The sequence below is a fragment of the Mucilaginibacter panaciglaebae genome, from assembly GCF_039539265.1.
Classification (GTDB): Bacteria; Bacteroidota; Bacteroidia; order Sphingobacteriales; family Sphingobacteriaceae; genus Mucilaginibacter; species Mucilaginibacter panaciglaebae.
Window position 1 is genome coordinate 91428 of record NZ_BAABCV010000005.1, and the last position, 17526, is coordinate 108953.

Consider the following 17526-nt stretch of genomic DNA (forward strand, 5'->3'; position numbering starts at 1 on the left):
ATATTTTTTATAATTCATTGCAGATAAGCGGGTTATATAAAGCCCCTGAAACAAACTGAAACAACATATAAGTCAGTAAACTTTCGCTTTAAAATTTGTTAACGCGTTGATATTCAGCAGAGCATAATTGGTGTTTGGGGTGCCTGTGAAACAAGGTACCGCTTCATTTAGTGGTTATTCCAAATAATCTGCTAAATTTATGTCAACCAATTACCATGACCTGGATACAACCCGTCAATCCCTTACATCATCTTGCACTATCGGCATTGGTAGCATTGGTGCCGGTGCTGGTAATATTTTGGGCGCTTATTATTAAAAAAACTAAAGGGTACAAGGCCAGTTTAATGGCATGTGGGGCGGCCTTTATCATAGCACTTACCGTTTATGGTATGCCGGTTAAACTGGCTGTACTTTCCATAGCTAACGGGGCCATCTACGGCTTTTTCCCCATATGCTGGATCGTCATCAGTGCGGTATTCCTGTTTAACCTGACCGTAAAGAGCGGCAAATTTGAGATCATTAAACATTCCATGGCGGCTATTACCGCCGACAGGCGCTTACAAGCCATGTTGATCGCTTTTTCGTTCGGCGCTTTTTTAGAGGGCACAGCGGGCTTCGGCGCCCCGGTTGCTATTACTGCGGCTATGCTGGTAGGTTTAGAGTTCGACGCAATGTACGCAACCGGTTTATGCCTGGTAGCTAATACTGTACCGGTGGCTTTTGGTTCTGTAGGGATTCCCATCGCGGTGGCTTCACAAGTTTCAGGGCTTAGCGAAATGCAGATATCGCAAATGATTGGCCGAACGCTGCCCCTGCTATCTTTTATTACGCCACTTTATCTGGTACTGCTGATGTCGGGATTTAAAAAGGCGATGGAAGTATTGCCCGCTATTTTCGTTTCGGGCGGATCGTTCGCCTTACTACAATTTTTGACATCTAATTTTGTCGGACCGGCCTTGCCTGATATCATTGCCGGTATAGGTTCTATTATTTCGCTGGTTGTATTTCTTAAGTTCTGGAAGCCTGCCACTATCTGGCGGTTTGCTAATGAGCGCTCGCCGCTTACCGTTGTAAAGGGCGAGTATACGCTCAACCAGATCATCACGGCATGGTCGCCTTTTTTGTTGCTGACTATCATTATCCTGACTTGGGGCCTGCCATCGGTAAAAGACTTTCTGAATGCCCACGGGCAAGTACAATTTGCCTTCCCCGGGCTTAAAAATGCCATTGCCGACTCGAAAGGCGCACTTATTCCGCATGTTTTCAAGTTTAATTATTTGTCGGCAGCCGGTACAGCCGTTTTGTTGGCAGGATTGGTGGCAGTGCCCCTTGTGGGGTTAAGCTATCGCCAAAGCCTGACTGTTTTTGGCGAAACCATGAAACAACTCAGGTTCCCGATTATTACTATTATGTCTGTACTGAGCTTTGCTTATATGATGAACGATTCAGGTATTACCACAACTATAGCTATCCTATTGGCAAATACAGGCCCTTTATTCCCATTCTTTGCACCCATTTTGGGTTGGCTCGGCGTTTTCATTACCGGGTCGGACACGGCATCGAATGCTTTATTTGCCAAACTTCAATATGTAACTGCAACCAATATCAACGTGGCTCCGGTGGTAACTGTGGCGGCAAATTGTTCGGGCGGTGTAGTGGGTAAGATGATATCGCCGCAGTCTATAGCCGTGGCGGCGGCAGCTGGCGACCTGGTAGGTAAAGAGTCGGCATTGTTTAGGTTTACAGTTAAGCATAGCTTTATTTTACTGATGCTAATCTGTCTGCTGGTGTTAGGGCAAGCTTATTGCTTTAGCTGGATTGTCCCATCGCCACCGGCAAATAAAATAAATGGCGTAACTTTAAACACCGGACAGCCGGGCTATATTTGGTTGATATTAACATCAGCAATTTTGGTGGTATTTATTACCACAATCAAGTTAACCGGCAAAAAATCTACCTTAAAAGCTAAAGTATGAAAATAGTGGTTCTTGACGGCTACACACTTAATCCCGGCGACTTATCCTGGGACGCGCTGAAGGAGTTAGGCGATGTTACTATACATGACCGTACTCCCTCCGATCAGATCGTTTCGCGATGCTATGGTGCCGAAGTAGTGCTCACCAATAAAACCCCGCTTGATGCAGCTATACTCAACCAGCTGCCCGATTTGAAATATGTGGGGGTATTGGCTACAGGTTATAACATTATCGATATAGCGGTTTGCAAACAAAAAGGCGTGCTGGTTAGCAATGTGCCGGGTTATGGCACCGCTGCTGTAGCTCAATTTGTTTTTGCCCTGTTGCTGGAGCTGTGCCTGCACGTGCAAAAGCATAGCGATGCTGTTTTTGAGGGGAAATGGTCCAGAGCTGTTGATTTTTGTTTTTGGGATTATCCCCTCATCGAACTTACCGGCAAAACTTTAGGTATAATTGGTTTTGGCACCATTGGTCAAAAAGTGGCCGATATAGCCGCGGCTTTTGATATGCAGGTTATTGCCCACAGCCGCCGCCAGACAGATCAATCGCACCGCAAAAATTTTAAGTGGGTTGAGCTTGATGAGTTGTTGAAGCAAGCTGACTTTGTAAGTATCCATTGCCCGCTTACCCCCGAAACACAAGGGCTGATCAATGCCGGAAATTTACGCAAAATGAAAGCATCGGCTTTCCTGGTCAATACTTCGCGCGGGCCCATCATTAATGATACAGACCTGGCGGATGCCCTGAATAATAATGTTATTGCCGGAGCCGCCGTTGATGTGCTGTCTAAAGAACCGCCGCCGGCAAACAACCCGATCTTTAAGGCCAGGAACTGCATTATTACGCCGCACATTGCCTGGGCTGCTCAGGAGGCGCGCACAAGGCTGATGAATACCGTGGTTGATAATCTAAAAGCCTTTGCAACTGGCCGGCCGGTTAATGTGGTAAATAATTAAAATTCCTGAAACATATTTATTTCCAATAGGTTTACTAATAAAAGAAAAAAAATAAACCTATGAAAAAGCTAAGTTACGTAGCAATGATCGCAGCTGCCGGATTGATGTTCCAGGCCTGCCACAGTTCGACAGACAGCACTAAGGCTGCCGATAGTGCAAACGCAGTAAAAGATTCAACTACCACCGGCGCGGCAGGTATTGCCGTAGTTGCCGACGATGCTAAATTTGCGGTTGACGCCGCCAATGGCGGCATGACTGAGGTTGAATTGAGTAAACTGGCTGCCACTAAAGCAACAAATGCTGAAGTGAAAGCATTTGCCAATATGATGGTTATGGATCATGGCAAAGCCAATGAAGAGTTAAAAGGCATAGCCGCAACAAAAAACATTACCCTGCCAGATTCGGTAAACGCCGACTCTAAGAAAGCGGTGGAAGACCTGTCAAAAAAATCAGGTGCTGATTTTGACAAAGCTTATGTAGACAAAATGGTTTCTGATCATAAATCTACTGTTGATATGTTTGAAAGCGCTTCAAAAAACCTGAAAGACCGGGAATTAAAAGCATTTGTTGATAAAACTTTACCGGTTATCAAAGGCCACCTGGACCATATCAATAAGATTCAAGGCAGCATGAAATAAGAAAAAATATCATTTTTACGAAAAGCGTACAGTGCGGCTTCGGCCAAAAAGTACGCTTTTTTATTTTGACGAAAATGAACCGAAAGCCGGGCGAAAGCTATTTAATTTGGGTATAAAAATTTTTGCAGAATAACATTTGGAAAAATTAAAAATAAATTATTTTAAAATTTATTCTACTTAGTACATAGGATTTTATACTTTTGAGGACTTATTACAATCGGACTAAACCAGTCGTTCTTTATGAGAATAATGAGATCAGTTAATTTTAGAGGAGAAGTTTTAGCGGACTTCTCCTTTTTTAACGCTCATTATTCAGAACTAACTGCTAAACAAAATGCCGGCCCCCGCCGTTCATCTTAAACTACAATAGTGCTTAACAAGGCATCGTATAGTTTGTCAATTTCGACAGGCTTTCTTAAAAACCCTTTAAAATACGAGTGATGTTCGCTCTGGTATTCGGCTGTAACATCTGCCGTTAAGGCAAAAATCGGTGTTTTGTGGTTCACGTTGCCGGTATCTGTCATGATAGTTCTGGTAGCCTGAAACCCATCCATCTCGGGCATATGAATATCCATCAAAATAAAATCGAATGCATTTTGTTTTGATTTTGCTACGGCCTCCACGCCATCTTTAGCCAATTCAACTTTTAATTTCCAATTTTTCAACAGTTTACTAATCAGCATTGTATTAATGACATTGTCTTCGGCAAGCAATACTGCGCGGCCTTCTAAACTGTCAGTATATTTAGAGCGTACTTTATCGGGCTTTAAAGTGCGTTTAAGCTCAATCTCGAAATAAAAGCTTGAACCCGTTCCTTCTTTACTTTCCAGCCGGATATCACCGCCATGTAGTACTACCAGTTTTTTAACTATAGCTAATCCAAGGCCCGAGCCGCCTTGTTTGCGTGTGGTAATGGATTGGGGCTGAGAAAAGCTTTCAAAAATATCCTGCAGAAAAGCCGGTGCTATACCTATACCGGTGTCATTAACAACAAAGCGCAACCTGTCTTGGGCACCAGATGAAGTTGTTTTTTCAACCAACAGATCGACATGGCCAAAATAAGTGAACTTGATAGCATTCGTAATTAAATTGCCCAGTATTTGCGTGATCTTGTTTTCATCCATTTCATACGATTCGGCCACGCCATCGCCAATTTTGAGATTAAGTTCAAGGCCTTTTTCGTGAGCCAGGCTCTCATAAGTCTTCCTGATATTATCTAACAGCAGCCTGAAATTGGTTGGCCGCATTTCCAGCGTGGTCTTGCCGGCTTCAAGTTTGGTAAAGTCAAGGATGTCATTAATCAGCATCAATAAACTGTTTGATGCAAAGCGCAGCGCATTGATAAGCTCCTGTTCTTCAGGCTTAGTTCGGTCTGCCAGTAATGAAGATATGGTGATCACCGCGTTTAAGGGTGTGCGTATTTCATGGCTCATGGTAGACAAGAACTCTTGTTTTACAGTGGCCGTCTGCTCGGCTATATTCTTTTTCTCAATGATCTCGGCTTTTTCAAGTTGTAATTGCGCTTCCTTTTTAAGGGCCTCCATTTTATTGATGAGCTCATAGTTTTCAATGATCTTAACGGTTTGGGTATTGATCACGCTTTCGCGCTCGGTCATATAGAGCTCTAAATATTTCAGCGCATTAACAGGGTCATTTTCCAGCTTGTATATCTCATACAACAAATGGTAGCATTTAAATTTTACCATCGAAAGGTGGTAGTCGGTACTGAGGCTAAGGCCTTTTTTAAGTTCGACTTTGGCCTGGTTCCATCTGCCCATTTCAACATACAGCGAGGCCAGCTTATGGTAAACCATGCCCAGGCCCAGGGTTTCGCCCATTTCGAGGTGTATATTAAGGGCCGCTTTTAAATCCTCTTCGGCCTGGGCCAATTTTTTTTGCACCAGATATATCTTGCCTCTGCCATAGTAAGCAAAAGCCAGTCCGCGGATATCGCCGGTTTGTTTTTTAAGCTCGATAGACAGCTCAATAATTTCAAAAGCTTTTTGGATGTTATGCTGTTTCAGGTAAATACCGGATAGCGGGTTATAAGCATTTGATTTAAGATTAAGGTCGCCCGCTACTTTGGCAGAGGCTATGGAGTCTTCGTAAGCTGCAATGGCATTTTTCTCGTCGCCCAGATACTCATAAATAGTCCCTAATGATTTTAAGCATCTGGCCAGGTTATGATGATCGTTATACTTACGGTAAGTGTTTATACAATCAACCAGGTTAACCATACCTAAATGGTAATTGTTGGTTTTGTAGTGTACCCCGGCAATATTATATCTGGCGTCGGCTATCCCCTTTTCATCGCCCAGCGTTTCATATAAAGCCATGGCCTCAGTCGACATATTTAACGCTTGTTCGTGCTGGCCTACAACCATCAAGAACAAAGCCGCATGGCTAAGACTCTTGGCCGTCAGGCATGGTTCATTAATTTTTCTGCTGATATCAAGCGCCTGGCCGGCTAACTCGATGCTGCGCTTTAAATTGTAGGTTCGGCACGAATATGCCTCGTCTAATAAAGCCGAGACGTGTTCCTTTTCATTATGCCGGGAGTTTAGATCCATGCCTACAGTACGGTCAATTTAGTGCCGGAGTTTATCGGGGTTAAATAATTTGGTTAAAAAACTGGTATATAATCAGGTAAGTTACAATTAATTTGAATAAAAAATTCTACTTGCAGTAAATAATTGTAATAAATAAGAGAGGGTGAATGGCGGTTAAAACAAACTGGTTTGCAAATTTACAAGCGGCGCATAGCTATTAACCGCCGATGCGCAGATGTGATACAAAGCGGTTTCATGGTAACGCGAGGCCACTACAATTTCGGCGCCCCCGGCATGGGTGCTAAACAGGTTGTAAACCAGTTCAGGATCATTATTGTCTTTGGACAAGTGCGCTAAAAACAGATGACTCATATAGGAGGGCTTGTAATCCATAAACAAAGCAAGCGCCTGTTTATTGGATAGGTGCCCTTTCCCTCCGCGGATACGTCGTTTTAAGTGATATGGGTACCGGCCGCGCTCCAACATTTCTTCGTCGTAATTAGCTTCTAAGAAAGCTGCGTGGCATTGCTGAAAGTGCTGTACCAAGTTTTCGCACACAGCCCCTAAGTCGGTAAATACGCCTACTTTAACCCCCTCATAAGCAACCGTAAAACTATGCGGATGTGCTGCATCGTGCAATTTCATGAAGGGCGTAACAAGCAGTTCGCCAATGCTGACAGGTGTTTCGGCTATGAAATCAATGGTCAGATCTGCGTCGATTGCTAAACCGCCGTGCAACAAAGTAAGCGGTGTAATGTAAACCGGCAGTTTATATTTTTTGGCAAGTATGGCCACGCCACGGATATGGTCGGAGTGCTCATGCGAAATGAAAATAGCTTTAACCTTGCGCATAGAAAGTCCCAGGCGGGCCATGCGTGTTTCCGTTTCGCGGCAGGATATGCCAACGTCAATCAATACAGCCTCGTCTTTATTACCGACGTAATAGCAATTACCATTGCTTCCGGAATTTAACGAGGCTACAAATAAAGACATGCTACAAATTAACGGTTTTTAGGCCATGATAAAAATTTAACTCCAAATTTATTTTAGCTGTAATCCAAGTCCCGGAGCATTGCTCAATTGATATTTTCCTTCAACCAGTACCGGGGTTTGATAAGGGTTGTTGGTAGTCAGAAAAGGCCCGTCTATATCGGCCCAATCGCATTGCGGAGCCAGTGCTGCGGCGGCTAACGAGGCGCAGCTTGTTTCGCTCATGCAGCCTATCAGCACTTTCATATTCAGCTCGTGCGCTTTATCGATCATTCGCTTAGCTTCATACATCCCTGCCGATTTCATCAACTTGACATTAATACCATGATAAACGCCTTTGGCCTTCTGTACATCAGCAAAACGCTGAACGGATTCATCGCCGATAACAGGCAGCGGGCTGTGTTGGGTAAGCCAGGCGTTACCTTCAATATCTGATTTCGGCATGGGTTGCTCTACCAACACCACACCTTGTTCTTTAAGCCAATGAATCATATCCAGGCTTTGTTGCCGGTCTGTCCAGCCTTGATTTGCATCTACATAAACAGGCTGGGCGGTTACCGAGCGGATGATTTGGATCAGTTCCTTATCATTATCGCGCCCCAATTTTACTTTGATCACCTTAAAACCTCCGGCCTCTTTTACCTTCTGCCGAAAAATATCGGGTGTATCAATACCAACGGTATAGCTGGTTGAAGGCATCAGTTCAGGATGGCTATCCAAAAGTTGCCAGCAAGGTTTGCTAAACAGTTTGCCTTCGAGATCATGCAAAGCAATATCAATAGCCGCCTTAACAGCCGGATTGCCCGGCGCCAGGCTGTCGAGATAATCTATGATCTCCGCAAAATCAAAAGGAAACTTAAACAGGCTGACATCAACCTTATTTAAAAATGCCGCAGCACTTTGAAAGCTTTCGCCCATATAAGGCACCATCGAGGCCTCACCATAGCCAACATAGCCTTCATGTTCAAGCTGAACCAGCATAATTGGCGTGGATGTACGGGAAAATCGTGCGATGGTAAAGGGATGTCGCAATATCAGCTCGAAGGGTTGATAAGTCAGTTTCATGTTATAATCTGAAAGCTAAAATACTCTTTTTAAAATGATGGTTATCTTTGTCCGGACAATATAAAATGTCGAACACCGAATTTTGAATGATGAATAATGAAGGAATAAGCTTCGATATCCAGAATTCATTATTAAGTGAGTGCGTAACAATTATAAAATACCGATGCCTGTAAAACCCTACGAGCCGTTCAAGTCGGCTAACTTTAGTAATAAGTATTGCTTTTTAACCGGCCAGCTGCTTAACAGCCCCGAAGAAATTATACAGGTTTTTCCGCAATGGCTAATGAGCCTTTACGGCCTGGAAGAAAAGCCCTTTAAAATGCTCGACGAGAGCATGGCTACTTACAAGGATATCAAACTGCCGTGTTCGGCAGCGGTGAATGAAACCTACCTGGAGCCGCTGGAAAAGGAGATAGCACAGGCGTTTACCACCGGCTATGAGGCGGTGAAAGCAATTGATGAATTAAAAATTTTTCAATGGGCGGGCAAATTATTGTATGGCATTATTTTTAATGAAATACAGGCGGGTATCAGGCAGCAGCATGCGCAGGGTGAGGAGTTTAATATTTCGCAGTCTATCATTCATAAATTCAGCAACCTGCATTTAATGCTGCAAACGCTTAATCTGCCGGTATTTTTAGAAGATTTTACACCTTATAGTATTTTCTTGTTTAAGGTTGAGAATAATGAGCAGGAGTTTGGCTATCGCGACGAGATCAATACGCTTACTTTTTCTTTGCGGATAAAAGATTTCGGAATGATCGTCTGTTTCCAGGATAATGGGGCCAATAAGCAATTCCATAAAGAGATAGTGGAAAAGATAGGCGACAACACGCTTCATCCCATACAGTTTGAAGAATTTAGCGGACGTGTATTTTACTCGGCCTATTTATTTAACCGCCTGCCCGAATATACCTTGCTACCTGTCAATGAAGCGTTATACATTGAAGCAGAACCACTACGCGGGATGAGCAGCAAGCCGCTTTTTGACCATTGGCAAAATAAGGTATACGCCCAGGTGCTTGAAAACTTTTGGAAAAACTGGGGGTTCCTGCTGCTGGAGATCATTAAAAATCCCGAAGAGCCTATGAGCTTTTTATTTGATGCCGAGGGTAAATTTATTAATGCAGCAACGATTGCACTCCCTCGGTAACCTTGTGTATAAATTGAGGCGCCAGGCTTGGGTGTAGTATCAAAGTTATGGCTACACCACAAAAAGCGCCAAAGAGGTGTGCATCGTGGTTGATATTATCACGAGCATGTTTTGAAGCAAAGTGGCAATAAATCAGATACAGGATACCGAATAAAATAGCCGGGATTTGAAATGGTAAAGGAATGATCATCATCATAGCCATCGGTTCATATATAATGAAGCCGAACACCACAGCACTGATGGCTCCCGACGCGCCAAGACTGTGATACCAATAATCGTTTTTATGTTTGGCTAACGATGGCAGATCACTGATGACGAGGCTGGCGATATATAATACCGCAAATTGCCAGTGACCGATAGTAGCTTCTAAAGTAAACGCAAAACAATAAAAAGAGATCATGTTAAAAGCCAGGTGCATCCAGTCGTGATGAATGAGGCCGCTGGTTAACAGGGTATACTGTTTTTTATTGCGATGTACGCTGTAAGGATGAAACATCATCTTACCAAACCATTCCTCATTATTAAAAGTTAGTATTGAAGTAACCAGCGTAATAGCAAATATAAAAGACGCAACCGGGGCGTAGTGAAGATATTCAATCATTTTAAATCAAGTTTAGTATCCGTTAATAAACGGGCTACCGGGTAGCGAAGATAGGTCTTTTCGAAATAAGGCGAATTGCGGTATACAAAATTTAACTGTGCAGATGCGCTTTTTGCCAACGCAGGGTCTTTTGCCTTCGCCTCATCCAGCTTTTGGCGTAGGGCCGGTTGCTTCTTTAACAGTTCGGCTGCGACATCCTCAAACACATAGGGCGAGTAATATTCTTTTTCGTCAAATATCGAATCAAAGAAATTCCAGGCAAAGTAGGAGTCGACACCCTGCGGCTCCAATGTTTCTACAATGAAGCGGTTAAGCGGCTGGTTGGCATAACCACATAGTCGCCGGCGTAAAACTTAACTTTCATATTAACAGTGCTTACCTTTACGTTGCTATGCAGGTAGTGGCCTTCATACGGCCGGTTAGGTGTTTTATGGTCGATGATATAGTACATCTGCACGTCAAGCGTGGTGTCATGCGCCAATGGCCGTATAGCAACCCTGTTTAGCTTGTACAGATCAATCACTTTCCCCCAAGCCTGCGGAATGATATACGCTGTCGGTTTATTGACAGTAATTGTTGGCAGATAGTTGTCATAATATTTAATGGTTTTAGTGAATGGCTTGCTGCGGTCATAATATAGGCGATTTAAGCCGCTCACTTCGCTGGGCTTATAGCCCGCTGTAAAACCTTTAAAAACCAAGGTGTCATAATGGCCTGTATCTAGCGTCCAACCAAGTGCAAAACTGTTTTGGTTTCTCACCTGTTCATCGGCCTTAGTTTTTAATTCGCCTATTTGCCTGGCATCGCGTTCAACAACATCTACTAAAGCCTGCATAAAATCATAAGTAGCATAAACGCGTTTGTCAAACGGCTTAAGCATATGCGTCTCAGTAATATAACTGATGATATTGTGTTGCGATGTATACCCGGTTGCAAAGCGCGGCGTTTCCAGAAAACTTACTATGCCAGAGTCGGGGATGTTCTCTTCAGCTTCTACATAAGGGGTCATCTCGAAACCGCTTTTTTTCATGCGGCGGTATAGTTCGGGCGATAACGTCTCAGAGGTATACTTAGCCAGAATGGGATTTTGTTTATCCTTTTGCGTCTCGATCAAGGTCATCACGTACTGATAATCTGCACCATCGCTGGTGTGGTTATCCAGGAAGACCTCGGGTTGCCAGGTGTTGATGATCTGCTCTAATGCCCAGGTGTTGCGGCTATCGGCCTTGATAAAATCGCGGTTCAAATCCAGGTTACGTGAGTTACCTCTAAATCCGTATGAATCCGGCCCGTTTTGGTTGATACGGCTAAGGCCGCGGTTAAAACTTCCGTCGATATTATACAAGGCCACCATGCAGATCACCACGTTTTTGGGCAGCGCATTCTTTTTAAGCAGGTCGCGGGCAAACATCATGCTGGCGTCAATACCCTCAGGTTCGCCGGGATGAATACCGTTATTGATAAGCAATACACGTTTATGCTGTTTTTTAACAAGCGCCGGATCAAAAACTTTGTCGCGCGATAGCACCACCAGCGTAAGCGGTTTGCCAATGTCAGTCGTGCCGTAATTAATCAACTTCATTTGCGGATTAGTTTTAGCCAGCGCTGTATAATAACTAATTACCTGACCGTAGGTAGCCGTATAATTTTTATCCCAACTTAACTCAAAGGGAGTTAGCTGAGCTTTGGCAAAACAAACAGACAGGCAAGCGGCTAAGCCGAGTACAAACTTTTTCATAACATTTTAGCAAAATGAGTACGCTTTGTTAAGGTAATGATTATTAAGACGCGCCGTTAATCCCGGCTTGTATTTTTTTAGGCAGCCCTTTTACCACTTCGTTGTAAGAGTGATCAATCATGCCGATGAGTTGCTTGCGGGTAAGCGAGCCATTCATATACACAGTGTTCCACATTTTTTTATTCATGTGGTAGCCTGGCTGCACTTCGGGATGCCGTTCGCGTAGTTCTACAGCTAATTCAGGGTCGCATTTCACGTTGAAGTTGTCGGCTTGCTCCAGTCCTATCAGTAAAAAAAGTTTACCGGCTACTTTAAAAACCAACGTTTCCTCGCCAAATGGAAATCCTTCTGTCACGGCTGGCTTTGCCAGGCAATAATCGCGCAGCTCTTCTATATTCATTTAGTAGTTGATCTTTTTGGTATACGGCACAGCCGGTCCAAAATTTACTTTTAAGCCCACCTGTATCTGGCGATATTGATCAGGTGAGTTATTTTTGAACTTGCTGGACGGATCGGCATAGCCGTCAAGCCCCTCGCTAAAGGTGACGTTGTGTACATATTGTATGTTAAGCCCTATAAAAGGCTCGCCATAGGTGTTGTAAATTTTAAACTCATACCCAAAACGTAGCGGAACCCCAATATTCAGACTGTTGTCGTTGCCCGGAAAACGATACCCGCGTGCATCATAACGTTGTATAAATTTCATATGATTAACAATTACCCCTACACCGATTCCTCCATACAGATCTTTCAATATCGCTCCTAAAAAAGAGCCTTCATAATCAATAGCTTCGCCGAGCGAGTAATCGCCATGTACAAATACCGCTGTGTATTGATTATTGTACTGACGCGTGGAGGGGTCGGTAATAATGCTGCCGCCCGAAAGTTGGCCGGTTTGAATTTCAAAACCTAACGGCACATACGGTGTTAAATTGTAATAGGCGACAACGTCAAAAGATTTACCTTGATTAGCCTTTTTCAAATCGGCAAAAGGATAGTTGACGCCGCCAAAAACGCCTAACCCCCAATTGCTAAAATTGTAACTGTCCTGGGCATACGCACCGGCTTCGGCAAAAATTAAAGTGATACAAAGTATAAGCTTTCTCAAAATCAAACATTAAGTTACTTTAGCTGAAAATAATCAAATAGTATTACAAATATATGAACTTTAATTTGCCAACCTATTTTACTGTCACAGAACGTTTTATGCGTTATGTTGGTATAGATACACAGTCAGACCCTACATCAAAAACCTATCCCTCTACCGCCAGGCAAAAAACCCTCGGAAAGCTGCTGGTTAAAGAGCTTTTGGAGATTGGGATAGCCGATGCTCATTTAGATGAGTTTGGCTATGTATATGCCACTATTCCGGCCAATACTGACAAACTCAATGTGCCTGTTATCTGCTTTTGCTCGCACATGGATACCTCGCCCGACTGCAGCGGCGAAAACGTAAAACCCATTATCCATAAAAATTATAACGGCACAGATCTGGTTTTGCCGGATGACCACACCCAGGTATTAAAGATGGATGAGCACCCCGATCTGAAAAACCAGATTGGGAACGACATTATAACCGCCAGCGGCACCACATTATTAGGGGCCGATAACAAGGCCGGGGTTGCCGAAATTATGGATGCCTGCTATCAGCTGGTAAATAATCCTCAAATTAAACATGGTACTATTAAAATATTGTTTACTCCTGATGAAGAAATCGGCCGTGGCGTAGACAAAGTAGACATCCAAAAGCTGGGCGCTTATGCCGGCTATACTATGGATGGCGAAAGTGCCGGAAATATGGAAAATGAAACTTTTAGTGCCGATGGTGTCCGCCTGATCATAAACGGCGTAAGCTCGCACCCTGGGTTTGCCAAGGGAAAAATGGAAAGCGCCATCAAAATAGCATCCATAATCGTGGCTATGCTGCCGTTTGAGCTTTCGCCCGAAAACACAGAAGGGATGGAAGGTTTCATTCACCCGGTTGGCATCAATGGGCATGTTGAACAGGCGACAATCGATTTTATTATTCGTGATTTTGATGCCGATAAGTTAACCAGGTATGCCAACGAGATCGGGGAAATAGCTGATGAAGTGCTGGAAGATTTCCCCGGCTCAGGTTACGAACTGCAAATACAAGAACAATATCGCAATATGAAACAAGTGCTCGACCAACACCCTGAAATCGTGGAATACGGCATGGAAGCCATAAAGCGAGCAGGGTTAGATGCCAAATTATGCAGTATTCGCGGCGGCACCGACGGCTCGCGTCTGTCATTTATGGGATTGCCGTGTCCAAATATTTTCGCCGGCGAACACGCTTTCCACAGTAAACAGGAATGGGTATCGGTACAAGACATGCAAAAAGCAGTGGAAACTATTTTGCACCTGTCAGCAATTTGGGAAGAAAAAGCCTAGCGCTTTTTCTTCTGCTATTTTAGGTTGTTGTGCCACTCGTAAACACTTTGGTTAGGTCAATATACCTGGCCAGGGATTTTTGGGCTTTGCGAGATTGCCTGGCGCTTACTGTGACAGGCATGCGGTTACTTTCCTCAAAGTCACGTTTCAATACAATGCCGATACAACCAAAATCTTATCCCTGAACTTTTTCACGGTACGGTGCCGCCCGGCCTACGTGGCGTCACCTTAACTTTTTTGACAACCCCTCGATTATAAGCCAGGATACCGGCGGATTGATTAAATGTATAGTTTTTGCATTTGCTATGTATGGCTTACGGGCCTGCTTGAAAAAGTGAATATAAAATTGAAGATATAAACTGCGGCGACTAACTTTGCGCCGGAAATTTATATTTTAAGAAGAAGTGCCGGTTGTATTTTATATGTCGGGCGGGCAATAATTTAACCGCTTGTTAGCATAAAACGCATTAACTGCGCTCAAAATCAGGTTTATTAGCAGAAAAACTCGTGCAAAACCATTTAAAAAAAACCTTTTTCAGTATTAGATTTTTCCCTACATTTGCAGGCTAATTGTTGCTCATTGAAATCGCTACGAAACTATTCAATTCCTTTTACCGGTTTAGCGCTGGGAAAGCATCATTTTGATTTTGATGTAAAGGATGATTTTTTTGACGAGTTTGATTACTCGCTGGTTAAGAAGGCTGATTTGAAGTGCGGGGTTAATTTGGAAAAACAGGAAACAATGGTGATTCTTGATTTTCATATCACCGGCACTATCCAGGCTACTTGTGATACCTGCCTGGCCGAATATCCCCAACAAGTGGAAATTCGCGAACAGCAGATAGCCAAGTTCTCTGACGAGGAAATAACCGATGATGAGGAGATCATCACCCTAAGCAAGAATGATCATGAGCTGATGCTTGCCGGGTTGATCTATGAATATGTTAACGTTGCAGTGCCATTTGTAACAAGCTGTGGCGACGTGGGCAACACCCAGTATTGTGATAAAGAGATGCTTGATAAACTGAAAAGCTTGTCGGGAGGTAATGAACAAATTGATAACACGGACCCACGGTGGGACGCGCTAAAAAAAATTAAATAATAATAACTATAAGTTATGCCACATCCAAAACGTAAAATATCAAAATCAAGAAGAGACAAGCGTAGAACTCATGATAAAGCTGTCGCTCCAACGTTAACTACTTGCAAAGTTACCGGTGCAGTACATTTGCCACACAGAGCATATACTGTAGATGGTAACGTTTACTACAACGGTAAATTACTGATAGAAAAAGCAGTAGCTTAACACTAATTTTCTACTATGAAGATTGGCTTAGATATTATGGGCGGAGATTACGCCCCCAAAGCGGCTGTTTTAGGGGCTATCGAAGCATACAAAGTATTATCTGACCATACACTTGTGCTTATAGGCGACAAAGAGGCGGCTTTAAGCATTCTTCGTGAAAATGATTTTAACCCGGATAAATTCGAGTATGTACATACTACCGAAGTTATTGGCATGGGTGAGCACCCTACCAAAGCGGTTGTTCAAAAACCAGACTCAAGTATCAGCGTAGGTTTTAAGTTGCTTAAGGAAGGGCAGATAGATGCTTTTTCATCGGCAGGTAACACCGGCGCAATGCTTGTGGGTTCTATGTTTAGTGTTAAAGCCATCCCGGGTATTCTTCGCCCGGCTATTACTACCATTGTTCCGCGGGTAAAAGGCGGCATCGGCATACTACTTGATGTGGGCGCCAATGCCGATTGCAAACCAGAAGTGCTTTTGCAATTCGGGGTGCTTGGCAGCCTAATGGCCCAACATGTTTATGGTATTGAGAATCCCCGCGTAGCGCTGATGAACATCGGCGAAGAAGAAGAAAAAGGAAACCTGCTTTGCCAGGCTACTTATCCTTTAATGAAAGAAACATCCCAGTTTAACTTTATTGGTAATGCCGAAGGACGTGACCTTTTTGGTGATATGGCCGATGTTTTTGTATGCGATGGTTTTACGGGGAATATTATTTTAAAACTTGCCGAGTCTTTTTACGTAATAACCCGCAAAAAAGGGCTAAAAGATGACTTTTTTGACAGGTTTAACTATGAGCAATACGGTGGCAGCCCTATTTTGGGTGTGAATGCGCCGGTTATTGTTGGCCACGGGATATCAAGCCCTGAAGCCATTAAAAATATGGTTCTTTTATCTAAAGATATGGTTGAGAGTGAGTTGGTTGCTAAGATGACCAAAGCCTTTCAATAAAAAATTATAACTATGAGTAAAATTACTGCAGCTATTACGGCTGTCAATGGTTATGTACCTGATTATGTATTAACTAATCAGGAGCTATCTACCATGGTAGACACCAACGACGAGTGGATAACCACCCGTACCGGTATCAAAGAACGCAGAATATTGAAAGGCGAAGGTCTTGGTACCTCAGACCTTGCTGCACCTGCGGTACAGGGCTTGCTTGAAAAACGCGGCATCGGCCCGGAAGAAATCGATCTGATCATTTTTTGTACAACCACCCCTGATATGCCTTTCCCGGCTACGGCTAATTTGTTTGCGCACAAAATCGGTGCAATAAACGCCTGGGGATTTGATATGCAGGCGGCCTGTTCGGGCTTTGTGTTTGGTTTAGCTACCGGCGCACAGTTTATTGAAACAGGCATGCATAAAAAAGTATTGGTTGTTGGTGCCGATAAAATGTCGTCGATAGTTGACTATCAGGACCGTGCTACCTGTATTATATTTGGCGATGGCGCGGGCTGCGCTTTATTAGAGCCTAGTACTGACGGTCATGGTGTTTTGGATTCAGTATTAAAAAGCGATGGTTCGGGTATCCCATTCCTGCACATGAAAGCCGGCGGCTCTATTAAACCTGCCAGCCACGCTACCGTTGATGCACGCGAACATTATGCTTACCAGGAAGGTAAAACGGTATTTAAGTTTGCCGTTACCAGTATGGCCGATGTAGCTGCCGAGGTAATGGAACGTAACCATTTAACAGCTGAAGACATTGCATGGTTAGTGCCGCATCAGGCAAACAAACGTATTATTGATGCCACGGCTGCCCGTACAGGCCTGAGCGATGACAAAGTAATAGTGAACATCGAGCGTTATGGCAATACCACCAACGCAACCATACCTTTGTGTTTGTGGGAATGGGAAAACAAATTTAAAAAAGGTGATAACCTGATATTAGCTGCTTTTGGTGGCGGCTTTACCTGGGGGGCGATGTACATTAAATGGGCCTATTGATGTGCAAATGTGTGGATATGTCCCAATAGCTATCGGGATGCAAATGGATTGATTTTCTTTTTGTTAGTACATTAAAATAAAACCATACCGCTCAATACACGTTAAACGTTATACCATATGCACATCTGCATATCTGTAAATTTGAAGCGCACATCTGGATATTCGCACATTGAATTGTAGATTTGC

At 43.5% G+C, this 17526-nt stretch carries 17 protein-coding genes; 9 read left to right on the forward strand and 8 right to left on the reverse strand.

The window, feature by feature from the left end; translation table 11 throughout:
• Positions 1-215: 215 nt before the first annotated feature.
• The 3 genes from ABD772_RS08155 to ABD772_RS08165 are packed head-to-tail and all read left to right on the forward strand — an operon-like array spanning position 216 to position 3570.
• On the forward strand, positions 216-1976 hold the full coding sequence (locus ABD772_RS08155) for an L-lactate permease (RefSeq protein WP_345102716.1): 1761 nt from the start codon (positions 216-218) through the stop codon (positions 1974-1976).
• Positions 1973-2932, forward strand: coding sequence for a D-2-hydroxyacid dehydrogenase (locus ABD772_RS08160; protein WP_345102718.1), 960 nt, complete (start codon positions 1973-1975; stop codon positions 2930-2932). Before ABD772_RS08155 ends, ABD772_RS08160 begins: the two co-directional genes overlap by 4 nt.
• 59 nt (positions 2933-2991) lie before the next feature.
• A complete protein-coding gene (locus tag ABD772_RS08165) occupies positions 2992-3570 on the forward strand; it encodes a DUF4142 domain-containing protein (RefSeq protein ID WP_345102720.1) in 579 nt (192 codons plus the stop codon).
• A gap of 356 nt (positions 3571-3926) precedes the next feature.
• Here ABD772_RS08165 and ABD772_RS08170 read toward each other — a convergent pair whose 3' ends face one another.
• The 3 genes from ABD772_RS08170 to ABD772_RS08180 all read right to left on the reverse strand — a co-directional run bounded on the left by ABD772_RS08170 (position 3927) and on the right by ABD772_RS08180 (position 8174).
• Positions 3927-6140 (reverse strand): ATP-binding protein, encoded by a 2214-nt coding sequence (locus tag ABD772_RS08170; RefSeq protein WP_345102722.1) that lies wholly within the window; start codon positions 6138-6140, stop codon positions 3927-3929.
• A gap of 153 nt (positions 6141-6293) precedes the next feature.
• Positions 6294-7112, reverse strand: a complete 819-nt coding sequence (locus tag ABD772_RS08175; protein ID WP_345102724.1) for an MBL fold metallo-hydrolase — start codon at positions 7110-7112, stop codon at positions 6294-6296.
• 48 nt (positions 7113-7160) lie between these two features.
• Positions 7161-8174, reverse strand: coding sequence for a dipeptide epimerase (locus ABD772_RS08180; RefSeq protein WP_345102726.1), 1014 nt, complete (start codon positions 8172-8174; stop codon positions 7161-7163).
• Positions 8175-8337: 163 nt separating this feature from the next.
• On the opposite strand from ABD772_RS08180, the gene ABD772_RS08185 reads away from it, so the two are divergent.
• Complete coding sequence (locus ABD772_RS08185) at positions 8338-9327, forward strand: hypothetical protein (protein ID WP_345102728.1); 990 nt, start codon at positions 8338-8340, stop codon at positions 9325-9327.
• Here the strand turns inward: ABD772_RS08185 and ABD772_RS08190 are convergent.
• The 5 genes from ABD772_RS08190 to ABD772_RS08210 are packed head-to-tail and all read right to left on the reverse strand — an operon-like array spanning position 9296 to position 12774.
• A complete protein-coding gene (locus ABD772_RS08190; RefSeq protein ID WP_345102729.1) occupies positions 9296-9928 on the reverse strand; it encodes a rhomboid family intramembrane serine protease in 633 nt (210 codons plus the stop codon). The genes ABD772_RS08185 and ABD772_RS08190 overlap by 32 nt on opposite strands.
• Positions 9925-10218, reverse strand: a complete 294-nt coding sequence (locus ABD772_RS08195; protein ID WP_345102730.1) for a hypothetical protein — start codon at positions 10216-10218, stop codon at positions 9925-9927. The genes ABD772_RS08190 and ABD772_RS08195 overlap by 4 nt, the downstream gene beginning before the upstream one ends.
• Positions 10219-10223: 5 nt before the next feature.
• Entirely contained in the window at positions 10224-11666 is a 1443-nt protein-coding gene (locus ABD772_RS08200) for a M14 family zinc carboxypeptidase (RefSeq protein ID WP_345102731.1), read from the reverse strand.
• Positions 11667-11709: 43 nt separating this feature from the next.
• Positions 11710-12066: an MmcQ/YjbR family DNA-binding protein gene (locus ABD772_RS08205; RefSeq protein WP_345102733.1), complete on the reverse strand. Its 357-nt coding sequence runs from the start codon at positions 12064-12066 to the stop codon at positions 11710-11712.
• Entirely contained in the window at positions 12067-12774 is a 708-nt protein-coding gene (locus ABD772_RS08210; protein WP_345102735.1) for a hypothetical protein, read from the reverse strand.
• A gap of 53 nt (positions 12775-12827) precedes the next feature.
• Between ABD772_RS08210 and pepT the strand changes: the two genes are divergently transcribed.
• From pepT to ABD772_RS08235, 5 genes are all read left to right on the forward strand, one after another.
• Positions 12828-14081 carry a peptidase T gene (pepT, locus tag ABD772_RS08215; protein ID WP_345102737.1) on the forward strand — a complete coding sequence of 418 codons (1254 nt, stop codon included), beginning with the start codon at positions 12828-12830 and terminating at the stop codon, positions 14079-14081.
• A gap of 580 nt (positions 14082-14661) precedes the next feature.
• Positions 14662-15183 (forward strand): YceD family protein, encoded by a 522-nt coding sequence (locus ABD772_RS08220; protein ID WP_345102739.1) that lies wholly within the window; start codon positions 14662-14664, stop codon positions 15181-15183.
• Between the two features lie 15 nt (positions 15184-15198).
• The gene (gene rpmF, locus ABD772_RS08225) at positions 15199-15387 is read left to right on the forward strand and encodes a 50S ribosomal protein L32 (protein ID WP_345102741.1); all 189 of its coding nucleotides are present in this window, start codon (positions 15199-15201) and stop codon (positions 15385-15387) included.
• 15 nt (positions 15388-15402) lie between these two features.
• Positions 15403-16338 carry a phosphate acyltransferase PlsX gene (gene plsX, locus ABD772_RS08230; RefSeq protein ID WP_345102743.1) on the forward strand — a complete coding sequence of 312 codons (936 nt, stop codon included), beginning with the start codon at positions 15403-15405 and terminating at the stop codon, positions 16336-16338.
• 12 nt (positions 16339-16350) lie between these two features.
• A complete protein-coding gene (locus ABD772_RS08235) occupies positions 16351-17340 on the forward strand; it encodes a beta-ketoacyl-ACP synthase III (protein WP_345102745.1) in 990 nt (329 codons plus the stop codon).
• Positions 17341-17526: the final 186 nt, after the last annotated feature.